The following is a 15186-nucleotide window of genomic DNA, read 5'->3' on the forward strand; positions in this document are numbered from 1 at the left end:
AACTGTTGACTGAATGCTCACTCATTATATAATGAAGGTAGGGGATAAAATTCAGAAAATTATATGTTTTTGAAGATTCTAAAAAAGAAAGAGGGCTTACAAAGAGAGGGGTAGCATAAAAATGAATAGCTTACTGATCATGAATTGGCTGGCTGCCATTGCTGTTATTGCTTATGCGGGATATTTGTTTGTATATCTTATACGAACGAGAATGGCCTACATACAGTTAGGAAAAAAGATTGAATTTGACCGTCGTTTTAAAGAGCGTTGGGATCTTCTTAAGGTAAATGTTTTCGGTCAGAAAAAGCTGCTGAAAGATAAGAAAAGCGGCATTATTCACGTTATGTTCTTTTACGGATTTATTCTTGTCCAATTTGGAGCAATTGACTTCGTTTGGAAAGGACTCGCACCAGGATCACATCTTCCACTTGGACCACTATACCCTGCATTTACATTCTTCCAGGAAATTGTCACACTTGTTATTTTAATTGCAGTCTTTTGGGCTTTTCATAGACGTTATGTCGAGAAGCTAGTTCGTTTAAAACGTAATTTCAAATCAGGCCTTGTCCTTATCTTTATTGGTGGCTTAATGATTTCTGTGCTACTCGGTAATGGAATGGGGATTATATGGCACGGCGAGGAGCTTTCATGGAGTGAACCAATCGCTTCTGTAATCGCTTACGTTTTCTCGGGTATAAATGAAACCGTAGCCATTTCTGTGTTCTATTTCTCTTGGTGGGTGCATCTACTAATTTTGTTAACGTTTTTAGTGTATGTACCACAATCAAAACACGCGCATTTAATTGCAGGACCAGCTAATGTATTCTTCGGTCGTCTTTCAAACCCAGGGAAACTTGAAAAGATCGATTTTGAAGATGAAACACAAGAAACATTTGGTGTTGGTAAAATTGAAGACTTTAGACAAAATCAGCTTATCGATTTATACGCTTGCGTAGAGTGTGGTCGCTGTACAAATATGTGCCCGGCAACCGGAACAGGGAAAATGTTATCGCCGATGGATTTAATTTTAAAACTTCGCGATCATTTAACTGATAAAGGAGCGGCTGTAACATCAAAAGCACCGTGGGTTCCAGTAGTTGCTTTTAATAATACACAAGGAAATCAGTTAGCGATGATGGCAGCTGGGAAAGGGCAACAAGAATCAGCAGCTACAACACTCGCTTACGATCCGAGTTTAATCGGAGACGTTATTACAGAAGAAGAGATTTGGGCTTGTACAACGTGCCGTAACTGTGAAGACCAGTGTCCAGTTATGAATGAGCATGTTGACAAAATTATTGATTTACGCCGCTATCTTGTTTTAACAGAAGGAAAGATGGACGCGGAAGCGCAGCGTGCGATGACGAACATCGAGCGTCAAGGGAATCCGTGGGGTCTAAACCGTAAAGAGCGTGAAACATGGCGCCAAGGTGATGATGAAGTAACAGTTCCAACTGTAAAAGAAAAATCGAAAGCTGGCGAGGAGTTTGAATATTTATTCTGGGTTGGTTCGATGGGATCATACGACAATCGTAGTCAGAAGATTGCGATATCGTTTGCGAAGTTAATGAACGAGGCAGGCATTTCATTCGCGATTCTCGGTAATAAAGAAAAGAACTCTGGAGATACACCGCGCCGCCTTGGAAATGAATTCGTCTTCCAAGAAATGGCAACAAAGAATATCGAAGAATTTGAAAAAGCAGGAGTGAAGAAAATCGTTACGATTGATCCTCATGCTTATAACACATTTAAAAATGAGTATCCAGACTTTGGCTTGCAAGCAGAAGTCTATCATCATACAGAATTGTTAGCTCAGTGGGTGAAAGAAGGACGCTTAAAACCTGTTCACGCAATTGAGGAAACAGTTACGTACCATGATTCCTGTTACTTAGGAAGATACAACGAAGTATACGAAGCACCACGCGATATTTTGAAAGCAATTCCTGGTGTGAATCTTGTAGAAATGGCACGTAACCGTGAAACCGGAATGTGCTGTGGCGCAGGTGGTGGCTTAATGTGGATGGAGGAAACAGCAGGTTCTCGTATTAACGTTGCTCGTACAGAACAAGCACTAGCTGTGCAGCCATCCATTATCGGTACAGGTTGTCCATATTGCTTAACGATGATTAGTGATGGGACGAAAGCGAAAGAAGTAGAAGAGAAGGTTCAAACTCTTGATGTAACAGAGATTTTAGAACGCTCTGTTATCGGACAGAAGAAAGAAGCGATGTAATCTGCAAGCATGTATACAACTTTAGAGAGAGGTGCAATGGTTGCACCTCTTCTCAACGTAAGAATACCGAGCGAGCGCTCAGTGCTAAAAAATGAAATGGGGGAAAGAAACATGAGTAAAACAGTTATTTTAAGTGCTGCAAGAACACCGGTTGGGAAATTTGGAGGATCTTTAAAAGACGTAAAAGCAACAGAACTTGGAGGAATTGCAATTAAAGCCGCGCTTGAAAGAGCAAATGTTTCTGCTAATGATGTTGAGGAAGTTATATTTGGAACGGTTATTCAAGGTGGACAGGGACAAATTCCATCGCGCCAAGCTGCGAGGGCTGCTGGAATCCCTTGGGAAGTCCAGACGGAAACAGTGAATAAAGTTTGTGCATCAGGGCTTCGTGCGGTTACGTTAGCGGATCAAATTATTCGTACTGGTGATCAATCACTGATTGTAGCTGGCGGTATGGAGTCGATGAGTAACAGTCCTTACATTTTACGCGGAGCAAGATGGGGATACAGAATGGGCAACAACGAAGTTATTGATTTAAACGTAGCTGACGGTTTAACATGCGCATTTTCAGGTATACACATGGGTGTTTATGGCGGAGAAGTTGCGAAGGAAGATGGAATCTCTCGCGAAGCGCAAGATGAATGGGCATATCGTAGCCATCAGCGTGCGGTTTCAGCGCATAAAGAAGGACGTTTTGAAGAGGAAATTGTGCCAGTAACGATTCCGCAAAGAAAAGGCGATCCTATTGTCGTTGCAAAGGATGAGGCACCACGCGAGGATACAACAATTGAAAAATTAGCGAAATTAAAACCTGTATTTGATAAGACAGCGGCGGTGACAGCTGGTAATGCGCCAGGACTAAACGATGGTGGTGCTGCACTTGTACTAATGAGCGAAGACAGAGCGAAGCAAGAAGGAAGAAAGCCATTAGCAACGATTTTGGCGCACGCGGCAATCGCGGTAGAATCAAAAGATTTCCCAAGAACGCCAGGTTATGCAATTAACGAATTGTTGAAAAAAACAGGCAAGACAATTGAAGATATCGATTTATTCGAGATTAATGAAGCCTTTGCGGCGGTAGCAATTGCAAGTACAGAGATTGCAGGAATTGACCCAGAAAAATTGAATGTAAATGGCGGCGCAGTGGCGATGGGACATCCGATTGGAGCAAGCGGAGCGCGCATTATTGTTACACTTATCCACGCCCTGAAGCAGCGCGGAGGCGGAATTGGAATTGCTTCGATTTGTAGCGGTGGCGGTCAAGGTGATGCAGTGATGATTGAGGTTCATTAATTTACGGCGAGAAAACGATTCATTTATTACAGACTTATATTAAGGGGGAAGAAAGAATGGGTGTACAAAAAATAGTTGTAATTGGTGCGGGACAAATGGGATCGGGAATTGCGCAAGTATGTGCAATGGCAGGATATGATGTGAAGGTACAAGATTTAAAACAAGAGCAATTAGACAGAGGATTGGCTATTATTACGAAAAACTTAGCGCGCCAAGTAGAAAAAGGACGCATGAAGGAAGAAGAGAAGGAAGCAACGTTAAATCGTCTTACAGTAACGCTTGATTTAGATTGTGTGAAGGAAGCGGACCTTATTATTGAAGCGGCTGTTGAGAAAATGGATATTAAAAAGAAAATCTTTGCGAATCTAGATGAAATTGCTCCAGAACACGCAATTTTAGCGACGAATACGTCATCTCTGCCAATTACAGAAATTGCAGCGGTAACGAAACGTCCAGAAAAAGTAATCGGTATGCACTTTATGAATCCCGTTCCAGTTATGAAACTTGTTGAAATCATTCGTGGTTTGGCTACAGATGATGCAGTATATGAAACGATTGAAGACATCACGAAAAAGATCGGGAAAGTCCCAGTTGAAGTAAATGATTTCCCTGGATTTGTATCGAACCGTATTTTATTACCGATGATTAACGAAGCAATTTATACGTTATATGAAGGTGTAGCGACGAAAGAAGCCATTGATGAAGTAATGAAACTTGGTATGAATCATCCGATGGGGCCGCTTACGCTAGCTGATTTTATCGGTTTAGATACATGTTTATACATTATGGAAGTGTTACATGAAGGCTTAGGTGATAGTAAATATCGCCCGTGTCCATTACTACGTAAGTACGTAAATGCAGGATGGTTAGGACGTAAAACAGGTCGTGGTTTCTACGTTTACGAATAAATTCCCCTTTGTTACAAAACAGTGGTCTTACCAAATTATTAAAAGGGTATATAGCAAATGGAGGCGGAGTATATGAACTTTCGTTTTAATGAAGAGCAGCAAATGATGAGGAAAATGGTTCGAGATTTTGCACAGAAGGAAATAGCTCCCTTTGTTCCTAGTATGGAACAAGGGGTGTTCCCGAAAGAGATTTTGCAGAAGATGGGTGAGCTTGGACTAATGGGTATTCCAGCGCCTGCAAAATACGGCGGCGCAGAAATGGATTTTATTTCTTACATTTTAGCAATTGAAGAAATTTCAAAGGTAAGCGCAACAGTTGGTGTAATTTTAGCTGTACATACGTCAGTTGGAATGAACCCAATTTTATATTTCGGAACAGAAGAACAGAAAGAGAAATATGTTTCTAAACTTGCGACTGGTGAATATTTAGGCGCATTTGCATTAACAGAACCCAATGCAGGATCAGATGCAGGGAGTTTGAAATCAAGAGCTGTGAAGAAGGGTGATCATTACATTATTAATGGATCGAAAGTGTTCATTACAAATGGCGGTGAAGCAAGTACATACATTGTATTCGCTTCTACAAACCCAGAGGCAGGAAAAAGTGGGATTTCTGCATTTATAGTAGAAAAAGATACACCGGGCTTAATTATCGGCAAAGATGAGCATAAAATGGGCCTTCTCGGTTCTCGTACAGTACAACTTACGTTCGAAGATATGAAAGTGCCAGCTGAGAATTTACTTGGTGAAGAAGGACAAGGATTTAAGGTAGCGATGGCGAATTTAGATGTTGGACGAATTGGAATCGGTGCACAGGCGTTAGGGATCGCTGAAGCGGCGCTTGCATGTGCAATTGATTATGCGAAAGAACGTGAGCAATTCGGAAAGCCAATTGCGGCGCAGCAAGGAATCGGATTCAAACTTGCGGATATGGCAACTAGTGTAGAAGCAGCGCGATTACTCGTATATAGAGCGGCATCGCTAAGAGCACAAGGATTACCATGCGGTAAAGAAGCTTCTATTGCGAAATTATTCGCTTCTAAGACGGCTGTTGAAGTTGCGATTGAAGCGGTGCAAGTATTTGGTGGTTACGGTTATACGAAAGACTATCCAGTAGAACGATTTTTCCGTGATGCAAAGATCACGCAAATATATGAAGGAACGAGTGAGATACAGAAACTTGTTATTAGTCGATCTTTATAAAAGGATAAGGGGGAGACGGGAATGCATTTTAAACTATCAGAAGAACATGAAATGATAAGAAAGATGGTTCGGGATTTTGCTAAGAACGAAGTAGCACCGACGGCAGCTGAGCGTGATGAAGAAGAGAGATTTGATCGTGCACTATTTGATCAAATGGCAGAGCTTGGTTTAACCGGTATTCCGTGGCCTGAAGAATACGGCGGAATTGGAAGCGATTACTTGGCGTATGTAATCGCTGTCGAAGAATTATCTCGCGTTTGTGCTTCAACAGGTGTAACACTGTCTGCACATACTTCGCTTGCTGGTTGGCCGATTTTTAAATTTGGAACGGAAGAGCAAAAACAAAAGTTTTTGCGCCCAATGGCTGAAGGGAAGAAAATTGGTGCATATGGCTTAACAGAACCAAGCTCTGGATCAGATGCTGGTGGAATGAGGACGACTGCAAAACGAGATGGAGACCATTACATTTTAAATGGTTCGAAAATCTTTATTACAAATGGTGGCATTGCCGATATTTATGTTGTTTTTGCATTAACAGATCCTGATTCGAAGCAGCGCGGCACGAGTGCATTTATTGTGGAGAGTGATACGCTAGGATTTTCGGTTGGGAAGAAGGAAAGCAAGTTAGGGATTCGCTCTTCACCAACAACTGAAATTATGTTCGAAGATTGTCGTATTCCTGTAGAGAATTTACTTGGTGAAGAAGGACAAGGGTTTAAGGTAGCGATGCAAACATTAGATGGTGGTCGTAATGGTATTGCGGCGCAAGCGGTTGGTATTGCACAGGGGGCTTTAGATGCTTCTGTAGAATATGCAAGAGAGCGTCATCAGTTTGGGAAACCAATTGCAGCGCAGCAAGGAATTGGCTTTAAACTTGCAGATATGGCAACGGATGTGGAGGCGGCGCGTCTTCTAACATACCAAGCGGCTTGGCTTGAATCGGAAGGGCTTCCGTATGGGAAAGAGTCAGCGATGTCAAAAGTATTTGCTGGCGATACAGCGATGAAGGTGACGACTGAAGCGGTACAAGTATTTGGTGGTTACGGTTATACGAAAGATTATCCAGTAGAGCGTTATATGCGAGATGCAAAGATTACACAGATCTATGAAGGAACACAAGAGATTCAAAGGCTCGTAATTTCTCGTATGTTAACGAAGTAGGAGCAAAAGCGTAGGTATTTTCCTACGCTTTTTCCTTCCAAAAAATAATAGAGAGAGGTGAAGGGGATGGTTAAACATAATGTACATGCGTCCGTGAAAGATGAAAAATTAGTCGCGTTAAGGCGTGAACAAATGATTAAAGGTGCGGTGCAATTGTTTAAGCAAAAAGGATTTCCACGTACAACAACGAGAGAGATTGCAAAGGCAGCTGGATTTAGTATAGGGACGCTTTATGAGTACATTCGTACGAAAGATGATGTTTTGTATTTAGTTTGTGATAGTATTTATGAACATGTAAAAGAAAGATTAGAGGAAGTAGTGTGTACAGAGAAGGGAAGTATAGAAAGCTTAAAGATAGCGATAACGAATTACTTTAAAGTGATGGATGAATTGCAAGAAGAAGTATTAATTATGTATCAAGAGGTACGTTTTTTACCGAAAGAATCACTCCCGTATGTATTAGAAAAGGAGTTTCAAATGGTAGGAATGTTTGAGAATATTTTAGAACAGTGTACGGAAAATGGTACATTTACATTAAATAAAAAGGAAATACAGCTTCTTGCACATAACATTTTCATACAAGGACAAATGTGGGGATTTAGACGTTGGGCCCTGCAAAAACTGTATACGCTTGAAGAATATACAGAAATGCAAATTAGGTATGTACTGCAAGGAGCGCATATGTTTCCGAAATAAGGAATAGACAAATTATAATTTTATTACCATATTAAAGTTTCCCGTTTTTTTTGTAGCATATTTGTGCGACTTTTGTTTATAATGAATAGTATGGATTTTTTTAAGCAGACCGTTATATATAAGGTTATATTTGAAGAAAGGAAGTGCCGCATAAGTGAATTTTAAGCAATATTCACCAGAAGAGCTAAAAGAATGTTCAATGATTGAAGTTGTACATAGCGTTTTAGGGGATAAAAGACAAGCAACGACATTCAACGAGTTGGTTCGAGAAATCGCTCAAGTGCTGGGACTATCTCAAGAGCAAGTTAATGCGAAACTCGCACAATTTTATACAGATTTAAACATCGATGGACGTTTCATTAATTTAGGAGAAAATCGTTGGGGGCTACGCAGCTGGTACCCATATGAGCAAATTGATGAAGAAATCTTACCTCAGCCAAAACCGAAGAAGAAACGTAAAGTTGAAGAGGACGGTTTTGACGACTACATCGAAGAAGATGAAGACTTCGACGATGCAGACGGAAATGAAGAAGAGGTAGAAGATTTGGACAAGGTTCTTGAAGAAGAAGACGGAGATGACGATGATCTTGATGATTTAGATGAAGATGATGAAGATGACTTCGCCGAAGAAGAACTTGAGTACGATGAAACTGAAGAAGAAGAAGAGGAAGAACTGTAGTTCTTGACTTTTCATTATCGTCCATGTAGAATCATTTTTGGGCTCTTTAAAAAAGGACGATAATACTTTTAAAGTGTAAATATAAAAGAAAATTGCTCCCTACTTATTACTTTATGTGATGAGGGGAGCAATTTTCTTTTTTGTTTTTTGTTTAGAAAATAAAAAGAGTCTAACAATAAGATGGATACAGTGTTATCTACATACGTTGCGCTTTGCAACGGTGATTATATAACAGCAAAATAGGAGGGAGCTTTTTCATGACTAAGTATATTTTTGTAACAGGCGGTGTAGTATCGTCTTTAGGAAAAGGTATTACAGCAGCATCTCTTGGAAGACTTTTAAAAAATCGTGGTTTAAACGTAACGATTCAAAAGTTTGATCCATACATTAACGTAGACCCAGGGACTATGAGCCCATACCAACACGGTGAGGTATTCGTAACAGACGATGGTGCAGAAACTGACTTAGACCTTGGTCACTATGAGCGTTTCATCGACATCAACTTAAACAAATATAGCAACGTAACAACAGGTAAAATTTACTCTTCAGTTCTTCAAAAAGAGCGTCGTGGTGAATACCTAGGAGGAACAGTTCAAGTTATTCCTCACATTACTAACGAAATTAAAGAGCGCGTATACCGTTCTGGTCGCGAAACAAACGCGGACGTTGTTATTACAGAAATCGGTGGAACTGTTGGTGACATCGAGTCTCTACCATTCTTAGAAGCAATCCGTCAAATTAAGAGCGACATCGGTCGTGACAATGTAATGTACATTCACTGTACGTTAATCCCGTACTTAAAAGCAGCGGGTGAAATGAAAACAAAACCAACGCAACATAGCGTTAAAGAGCTTCGTAGCTTAGGTATTCAACCAAATATTATCGTTGTTCGTACAGAACTTCCTGTTTCTCAAGATATGAAAGACAAGCTTGCATTATTCTGTGACATTGATACAAAAGCAGTTATCGAAGCACGCGATGCAGATACTTTATATGCAGTTCCATTATCTCTTCAAGAGCAAAATATGGACCAAATCGTTTGCGATCACTTAAAATTAGACAATCCAGCTGCAGATATGACAGAGTGGACTGCGCTAGTTGATAAAGTACGTAACCTTTCTAAGAAAACAAAAATCGCTCTTGTTGGTAAATACGTAGAGCTTCAAGATGCATACATTTCTGTTGTAGAAGCGCTTCGTCATGCGGGTTATTCATTCGACACAGATGTAGAAGTGAAATGGGTAAACGCTGAGCACGTAACAGCAGAGAACGTACAAGAATTAGTTGGTGACACAGATGGTATCCTTGTACCAGGTGGCTTCGGCGATCGTGGTGTAGAAGGTAAAATCGTTGCAATTCAATATGCTCGTGAAAACAAAGTACCATTCTTAGGAATTTGCTTAGGTATGCAACTTGCATCAATCGAATTTGCACGTAACGTATTAGGATTAGAAGGAGCTAACTCTTCTGAAATTAATCCTGACACACCTTATGCAATCATTGACTTATTACCAGAACAAAAAGATGTAGAAGACTTAGGCGGTACACTTCGTCTTGGCCTATACCCATGTAAGCTTACTGAAGAAACAAATGCTTACAATGCTTATAATGAGCCGGTTGTATATGAGCGTCATCGTCATCGTTATGAGTTCAACAATCAATTCCGTCCGGATATGGAAAAAGCAGGATTTGTATTCTCTGGTACAAGCCCAGACGGCCGTCTAGTTGAAATCATTGAATTAAAAGACCACCCTTGGTTCGTGGCAGCACAGTTCCATCCAGAACTTGTATCTCGTCCAAACCGTCCACAACCATTGTTCCATGATTTCGTAAGTGCTTCTATTACGAATAAAGAGAGCAAGTAATAAAAAAAAAGCGCCTGAAATAGGGCGCTTTTTTTAATATTCATTTAACATTTCATCGATTGTAAATTTGATCCCGTGATATGCAAATATAGCTATCATTAAACTTGGGAATCCGTAGCGATTGCCTTCATCGTCTGGAATAAGACATTTTAACAGCTTTGTATCAATATGTACATCTGTATATTGTTCTAGTGATTCAGTACCTTCTTGAATAGCAGAGATGCCGACAATAGAGTGTCCATTTGCTTGAAGTTTTTTTGCAATTGCTACAACTTCTTCATCTGTTGAAAAACGGCTAATAAGAAGTACACGATCTGCAGAAGTTACTTCTACTTCTTTACCATCTTCAAATAATCGTTTTGCTTGCTTCATTGGTTCAGCGCCAAATAGCGCCTCAGCAATAACGCCCTCCATTTCGTTTGTACCATGTAAATAAATGAAGCCGTCGCCAACTAATGCTTGAGCAAGTAGACGGGCGCTATCTTCTATATTCATTTCTTCTTTTTGAGAAACTCTGGAGAAATAACCACTTAATTGAGTTGAAAAAATTTTTAACATAATGTTACTCCCTTTCGTACGTGTTTACCGGCTTTCATTATAGTTTATTTTTTTAGAAAGGTGAAATCGAAGGGTAGCATAACAAAATAGGAAACGGTAAAATAAGAAAGAATAGGAAGGAATTTGCCAAAGAATATCGAAAATTAATCGTTAAGATATAAGAAGCTTTAAATCTTGTATTTATACAGAAAGGTTGGGAGTTATGGAAGGGAAAATTTTAATCGTTGATGATCAGTATGGCATTCGTGTGTTATTACATGAAGTGTTCCAAAAAGAAGGTTATCAGACATTCCAAGCAGCGAATGGATTTCAAGCTTTAGATATCGTGAAAAAAGATAATCCAGATTTAGTAGTGTTAGATATGAAAATTCCAGGTATGGATGGTATAGAGATTTTAAAACATGTAAAGGAAATTGATGAGAGTATTAAAGTAATTTTAATGACTGCTTATGGAGAGCTTGATATGATCCAAGAAGCAAAAGATTTAGGAGCTTTAATGCACTTTGCTAAACCGTTTGATATTGATGAGATTCGTCAAGCAGTGAGAGATCAGCTTGCTGTAGAGGCGTAAAAAATGAATTTTTTATAAAAAATATGGAAAAAAGCGTTTACATGGACTATTGAGCAGGTGAATACGGTTGAGTTTTTGAGTACAAGTTGTTATCCTATTGAGTGTAGAAAAAAGTCCGGTATGTAAATATACATATTTTACCTTATTCTGGTCATACTACCAGCGATAAGAACTTATCGGATACAAAAAACGTTTTTTAGGAGGATTCACCATGCCTTTAGTTTCTATGAAAGAAATGCTAAACACAGCACTAGAAGGAAAATACGCAGTTGGTCAATTCAACATGAACAACTTAGAGTGGACTCAAGCTATCTTAGCTGCTGCGGAAGAAGAAAAATCTCCTGTAATCCTAGGTGTATCTGAGGGTGCAGCTCGTCATATGACTGGTTTCAAAACAGTTGTAGCTATGGTTAAAGCTTTAATCGAAGAAATGAACATCACTGTTCCTGTAGCGATTCACCTTGACCATGGTTCAAGCTTCGAAAAATGTAAAGAAGCAATCGATGCAGGTTTCACATCTGTAATGATCGACGCTTCTCACCACCCATTCGAAGAAAACGTTGAAACTACTAAAAAAGTAGTAGAATACGCACACGCTCGTAACGTATCTGTTGAAGCTGAGCTTGGAACAGTTGGCGGACAAGAAGACGACATCATCGCTGAAGGCGTAATTTACGCTGATCCAGCAGAGTGTAAGCACCTTGTTGAAGCAACAGGTATCGATTGCCTAGCTCCAGCTTTAGGTTCTGTACACGGTCCTTACAAAGGTGAGCCTAACTTAGGATTCGCTGAAATGGAACAAGTTCGTGACTTCACTGGTGTACCTTTAGTATTACACGGTGGTACTGGTATCCCAACTGCTGATATCGTAAAAGCTATCTCTTTAGGTACTTCAAAAATTAACGTAAACACTGAGAACCAAATCGAGTTTACAAAAGCTGTTCGTGAAGTATTAAACAAAGACCAAGAAGTTTACGATCCACGTAAATTTATTGGACCTGGCCGCGACGCTATTAAAGCAACTGTTGCTGGTAAAATGCGTGAATTCGGTTCTAACGGTAAAGCGTAAGAATAAAATTCCGTTTTGGAAACCGTCTAGTCTTTTAGACGGTTTCCTTTCGTTGTATAATGAAAGCGTGAACAAGTCTAAAGATTTTTATCATTTTGTTTTTGAAATAGAAAATAATGTGCATAGTCCTATTAATAAATGTGATAATGTATCTAAGTTTATAAAGTAAATTCGATGAATAGTTAATCTTTATCTATTCGTATTACGGGAGAAATGAAGATAATGGTTTCCTATTTATTGAGTTTTAGGGTGGAAGAGTGAGTGAGTGAGATTCTTAAGGGGAGCTTTCTATAAAGATATAGAAAGTAAATACATTCACAAGAAGGGAGCTCAATATGGAAAAATTGCTAATTGAAGGCGGAAGAGCTTTAAATGGAACAATTCGAGTGAGTGGTGCAAAGAACAGCGCCGTTGCACTAATTCCAGCGACAATTTTAGCAGATACTCCAGTAACTATTGGTGGTGTCCCTAATATTTCGGACGTGAAAATGTTAGGAGACTTGCTAGAAGAAATTGGAGGAAGAGTAACTTATGGACAGGAGGAAGAGATGGTAGTCGATCCTTCTAACATGGTTGCGATGCCTTTACCGAATGGAAAAGTGAAAAAATTGCGTGCTTCTTATTATTTAATGGGTGCGATGCTTGGCCGTTTTAAAAAAGCTGTTATTGGGCTTCCGGGTGGATGTCATTTAGGACCGAGGCCGATTGATCAGCATATTAAAGGGTTTGAAGCGTTAGGTGCACATGTTACGAATGAACAGGGTGCGATTTATTTAAGAGCAGATGAATTGCGCGGGGCACGTATTTATTTAGATGTTGTTAGTGTAGGAGCTACGATTAATATTATGCTAGCAGCTGTGCGAGCGAAAGGTAGAACTGTTATTGAAAACGCAGCGAAAGAGCCAGAGATTATTGATGTAGCTACATTGTTAACAAGCATGGGTGCACGCATTAAAGGTGCTGGCACAGATGTAATTCGAATTGATGGTGTGGATTCACTGCATGGTTGTCACCATACTATCATTCCGGATCGTATTGAAGCGGGTACGTATATGATTTTAGGAGCTGCATCAGGAGGAGAAGTAACGGTTGATAATGTTATTCCTCAGCATTTAGAGTCAGTTACGGCGAAGTTAAGAGAAGCTGGTGTCCAAGTTGAAACGAATGATGACCAAATTACAGTGAACGGTAATAGAAGGTTAAAAGTAGTTGATATAAAAACGCTTGTATATCCAGGATTCCCAACAGATTTACAACAACCATTTACGACGCTTTTAACAAAGGCGCATGGGACGGGTGTTGTAACGGATACGATTTACGGCGCGCGCTTTAAACACATTGATGAGTTACGTCGTATGAATGCACAAATTAAAGTAGAAGGTCGTTCGGCAATTGTAACTGGTCCCGTTTTATTGCAAGGTGCAAAAGTGAAAGCGAGTGATTTACGAGCTGGAGCGGCCCTTGTTATTGCAGGGTTAATGGCGGATGGAATTACAGAAGTAACCGGACTTGAGCATATTGATCGAGGTTATGAAAATATAGTAGACAAGCTTAAAGGGCTTGGCGCAAACATTTGGCGAGAACAAATGACAAGTCAAGAAATTGAAGAGATGAAGAACGCATAAGTGATACTTCCGCAAGGGGGAAGCGAAGCATCACTACTTGCGGAAGTACACTTTATAGAAAAACACGGTTCACAAAATACGGCAGAAATATAAAGACTTAAAGGAGAGGGATTATCGTGGAAAGAAGTTTATCTATGGAGTTAGTACGTGTAACAGAGGCTGCAGCATTATCATCAGCGCGTTGGATGGGGCGCGGGAAAAAGGATGAGGCAGACGGTGCAGCAACATCAGCTATGCGTGATGTATTTGATACAATTCCGATGAAAGGTACAGTTGTAATTGGTGAAGGTGAGATGGACGAAGCACCAATGCTGTATATCGGAGAGAAATTAGGTACAGGATATGGACCACGTGTAGACGTTGCAGTTGATCCTTTAGAAGGGACAAATATTGTAGCAGCTGGTGGATGGAATGCTCTTGCTGTTATTGCAATTGCAGATCATGGTAATTTGTTACATGCTCCTGACATGTACATGGATAAAATCGCGGTTGGCCCAGAAGCGGTTGGGGCGGTCGATATTGATGCGCCTATTATCGATAACTTACGTGCGGTTGCGAAAGCGAAAAATAAAGATATTGAAGATGTTGTAGCGACAGTTTTAAACCGTCCACGTCATCAAGCGATTATCGAAGAAATTCGTAAAGCTGGTGCTCGCATTAAATTGATTAATGATGGAGACGTAGCTGGCGCAATCAATACTGCATTTGATCGCACAGGTGTAGATATTTTATTCGGCTCTGGTGGAGCACCTGAGGGTGTATTAGCGGCAGTTGCATTAAAATGTTTAGGTGGAGAAATCCACGGAAAGCTTCTGCCTCAAAATGAAGCTGAATTAGCTCGTTGTAAAAAAATGGGTATTGAAGATATAAATCGTATTCTGCGTATGGAAGACTTAGTAAAAGGTGACGATGCAATCTTTGCAGCAACAGGCGTAACAGACGGAGAACTATTACGCGGCGTTCAATTTAAAGGTAGCGTTGGAACAACACAATCCCTTGTTATGCGCGCGAAATCAGGCACAGTACGCTTCGTAGACGGACGTCATAGCTTGAATAAAAAACCGAACTTGGTTATTAAGTAAAAAGTGGAAGCGGCTCGTTCAGAATGGGAGGGGGAAGAAGTGAAGCCACCGACCATTCTAGCTGCTGAAGCTGGATTGAATAAAAAGTGGAAGCGGTTCGTTTAGAATCGCAGGGCATTGGAACTCTCGACCTTGAAGCGCTCTTTGCTTCGAGTGAGAGAGTGAAATGACCAGAGATTCTAGCCGCTGGAACTGGATTAGATAAAAAGTGGAAGTGGCTCTTTTAGAAGCATAAATACCTTA

The 15186-nt window shown here is 40.2% G+C and carries 13 protein-coding genes; 12 read left to right on the plus strand and 1 reads right to left on the minus strand.

Features of this window, described 5'->3' with window-relative positions; genetic code table 11:
- The first annotated feature begins 121 nt into the window (after window positions 1-121).
- The 8 genes from QCI44_RS00735 (at window position 122) to pyrG (ending at window position 10038) form a co-directional block, all read left to right on the plus strand.
- Window positions 122-2233 carry a (Fe-S)-binding protein gene (locus tag QCI44_RS00735; RefSeq protein WP_088084622.1) on the plus strand — a complete coding sequence of 704 codons (2112 nt, stop codon included), beginning with the start codon at window positions 122-124 and terminating at the stop codon, window positions 2231-2233.
- 9 nt (window positions 2234-2242) lie between these two features.
- Complete coding sequence (locus tag QCI44_RS00740) at window positions 2243-3526, plus strand: acetyl-CoA C-acetyltransferase (RefSeq protein WP_098413044.1); 1284 nt, start codon at window positions 2243-2245, stop codon at window positions 3524-3526.
- A 56-nt stretch (window positions 3527-3582) separates the two neighbouring features.
- A complete protein-coding gene (locus tag QCI44_RS00745; protein ID WP_000538860.1) occupies window positions 3583-4434 on the plus strand; it encodes a 3-hydroxybutyryl-CoA dehydrogenase in 852 nt (283 codons plus the stop codon).
- 72 nt (window positions 4435-4506) lie between these two features.
- Window positions 4507-5637 (plus strand): acyl-CoA dehydrogenase, encoded by a 1131-nt coding sequence (locus QCI44_RS00750; RefSeq protein ID WP_016085456.1) that lies wholly within the window; start codon window positions 4507-4509, stop codon window positions 5635-5637.
- Between the two features lie 21 nt (window positions 5638-5658).
- Window positions 5659-6798 (plus strand): acyl-CoA dehydrogenase AcdA, encoded by a 1140-nt coding sequence (acdA, locus tag QCI44_RS00755; RefSeq protein ID WP_016136097.1) that lies wholly within the window; start codon window positions 5659-5661, stop codon window positions 6796-6798.
- A gap of 66 nt (window positions 6799-6864) precedes the next feature.
- Window positions 6865-7494, plus strand: coding sequence for a TetR/AcrR family transcriptional regulator (locus QCI44_RS00760; protein ID WP_000238598.1), 630 nt, complete (start codon window positions 6865-6867; stop codon window positions 7492-7494).
- A gap of 154 nt (window positions 7495-7648) precedes the next feature.
- A complete protein-coding gene (gene rpoE, locus QCI44_RS00765) occupies window positions 7649-8173 on the plus strand; it encodes a DNA-directed RNA polymerase subunit delta (RefSeq protein ID WP_016136942.1) in 525 nt (174 codons plus the stop codon).
- Window positions 8174-8430: 257 nt separating this feature from the next.
- On the plus strand, window positions 8431-10038 hold the full coding sequence (pyrG, locus tag QCI44_RS00770) for a CTP synthase (RefSeq protein ID WP_016085459.1): 1608 nt from the start codon (window positions 8431-8433) through the stop codon (window positions 10036-10038).
- A 33-nt stretch (window positions 10039-10071) separates the two neighbouring features.
- Here pyrG and QCI44_RS00775 read toward each other — a convergent pair whose 3' ends face one another.
- Window positions 10072-10596 (minus strand): DUF2529 domain-containing protein, encoded by a 525-nt coding sequence (locus tag QCI44_RS00775; protein ID WP_353810967.1) that lies wholly within the window; start codon window positions 10594-10596, stop codon window positions 10072-10074.
- Window positions 10597-10798: 202 nt separating this feature from the next.
- On the opposite strand from QCI44_RS00775, the gene spo0F reads away from it, so the two are divergent.
- From spo0F to glpX, 4 genes are all read left to right on the plus strand, one after another.
- Window positions 10799-11167, plus strand: a complete 369-nt coding sequence (gene spo0F, locus QCI44_RS00780) for a sporulation initiation phosphotransferase Spo0F (RefSeq protein WP_000398592.1) — start codon at window positions 10799-10801, stop codon at window positions 11165-11167.
- 211 nt (window positions 11168-11378) lie between these two features.
- Complete coding sequence (locus tag QCI44_RS00785; RefSeq protein WP_001131859.1) at window positions 11379-12236, plus strand: class II fructose-bisphosphate aldolase; 858 nt, start codon at window positions 11379-11381, stop codon at window positions 12234-12236.
- Window positions 12237-12571: 335 nt separating this feature from the next.
- On the plus strand, window positions 12572-13861 hold the full coding sequence (murA, locus tag QCI44_RS00790) for a UDP-N-acetylglucosamine 1-carboxyvinyltransferase (RefSeq protein ID WP_000413265.1): 1290 nt from the start codon (window positions 12572-12574) through the stop codon (window positions 13859-13861).
- Window positions 13862-13977: 116 nt separating this feature from the next.
- A complete protein-coding gene (glpX, locus tag QCI44_RS00795; RefSeq protein ID WP_000442336.1) occupies window positions 13978-14943 on the plus strand; it encodes a class II fructose-bisphosphatase in 966 nt (321 codons plus the stop codon).
- Window positions 14944-15186: the final 243 nt, after the last annotated feature.

Origin of the sequence: Bacillus cereus group sp. RP37 (assembly GCF_040459695.1) — a bacterium.
Classification (GTDB): domain Bacteria; phylum Bacillota; class Bacilli; order Bacillales; family Bacillaceae_G; genus Bacillus_A.

Bases quoted from the DNA above. Each gene is read 5' to 3' on its own strand.
- QCI44_RS00735 (WP_088084622.1), top strand. From the start codon at position 122: ATGAATAGCTTACTGATCATGAATTGGCTGGCTGCCATTGCTGTTATT.
- QCI44_RS00740 (WP_098413044.1), top strand. From the start codon at position 2,243: ATGTATACAACTTTAGAGAGAGGTGCAATGGTTGCACCTCTTCTCAAC.
- QCI44_RS00745 (WP_000538860.1), top strand. From the start codon at position 3,583: ATGGGTGTACAAAAAATAGTTGTAATTGGTGCGGGACAAATGGGATCG.
- QCI44_RS00750 (WP_016085456.1), top strand. From the start codon at position 4,507: ATGAACTTTCGTTTTAATGAAGAGCAGCAAATGATGAGGAAAATGGTT.
- acdA (WP_016136097.1), top strand. From the start codon at position 5,659: ATGCATTTTAAACTATCAGAAGAACATGAAATGATAAGAAAGATGGTT.
- QCI44_RS00760 (WP_000238598.1), top strand. From the start codon at position 6,865: ATGGTTAAACATAATGTACATGCGTCCGTGAAAGATGAAAAATTAGTC.
- pyrG (WP_016085459.1), top strand. From the start codon at position 8,431: ATGACTAAGTATATTTTTGTAACAGGCGGTGTAGTATCGTCTTTAGGA.
- QCI44_RS00775 (WP_353810967.1), bottom strand. From the start codon at position 10,596: ATGTTAAAAATTTTTTCAACTCAATTAAGTGGTTATTTCTCCAGAGTT.
- spo0F (WP_000398592.1), top strand. From the start codon at position 10,799: ATGGAAGGGAAAATTTTAATCGTTGATGATCAGTATGGCATTCGTGTG.
- QCI44_RS00785 (WP_001131859.1), top strand. From the start codon at position 11,379: ATGCCTTTAGTTTCTATGAAAGAAATGCTAAACACAGCACTAGAAGGA.
- murA (WP_000413265.1), top strand. From the start codon at position 12,572: ATGGAAAAATTGCTAATTGAAGGCGGAAGAGCTTTAAATGGAACAATT.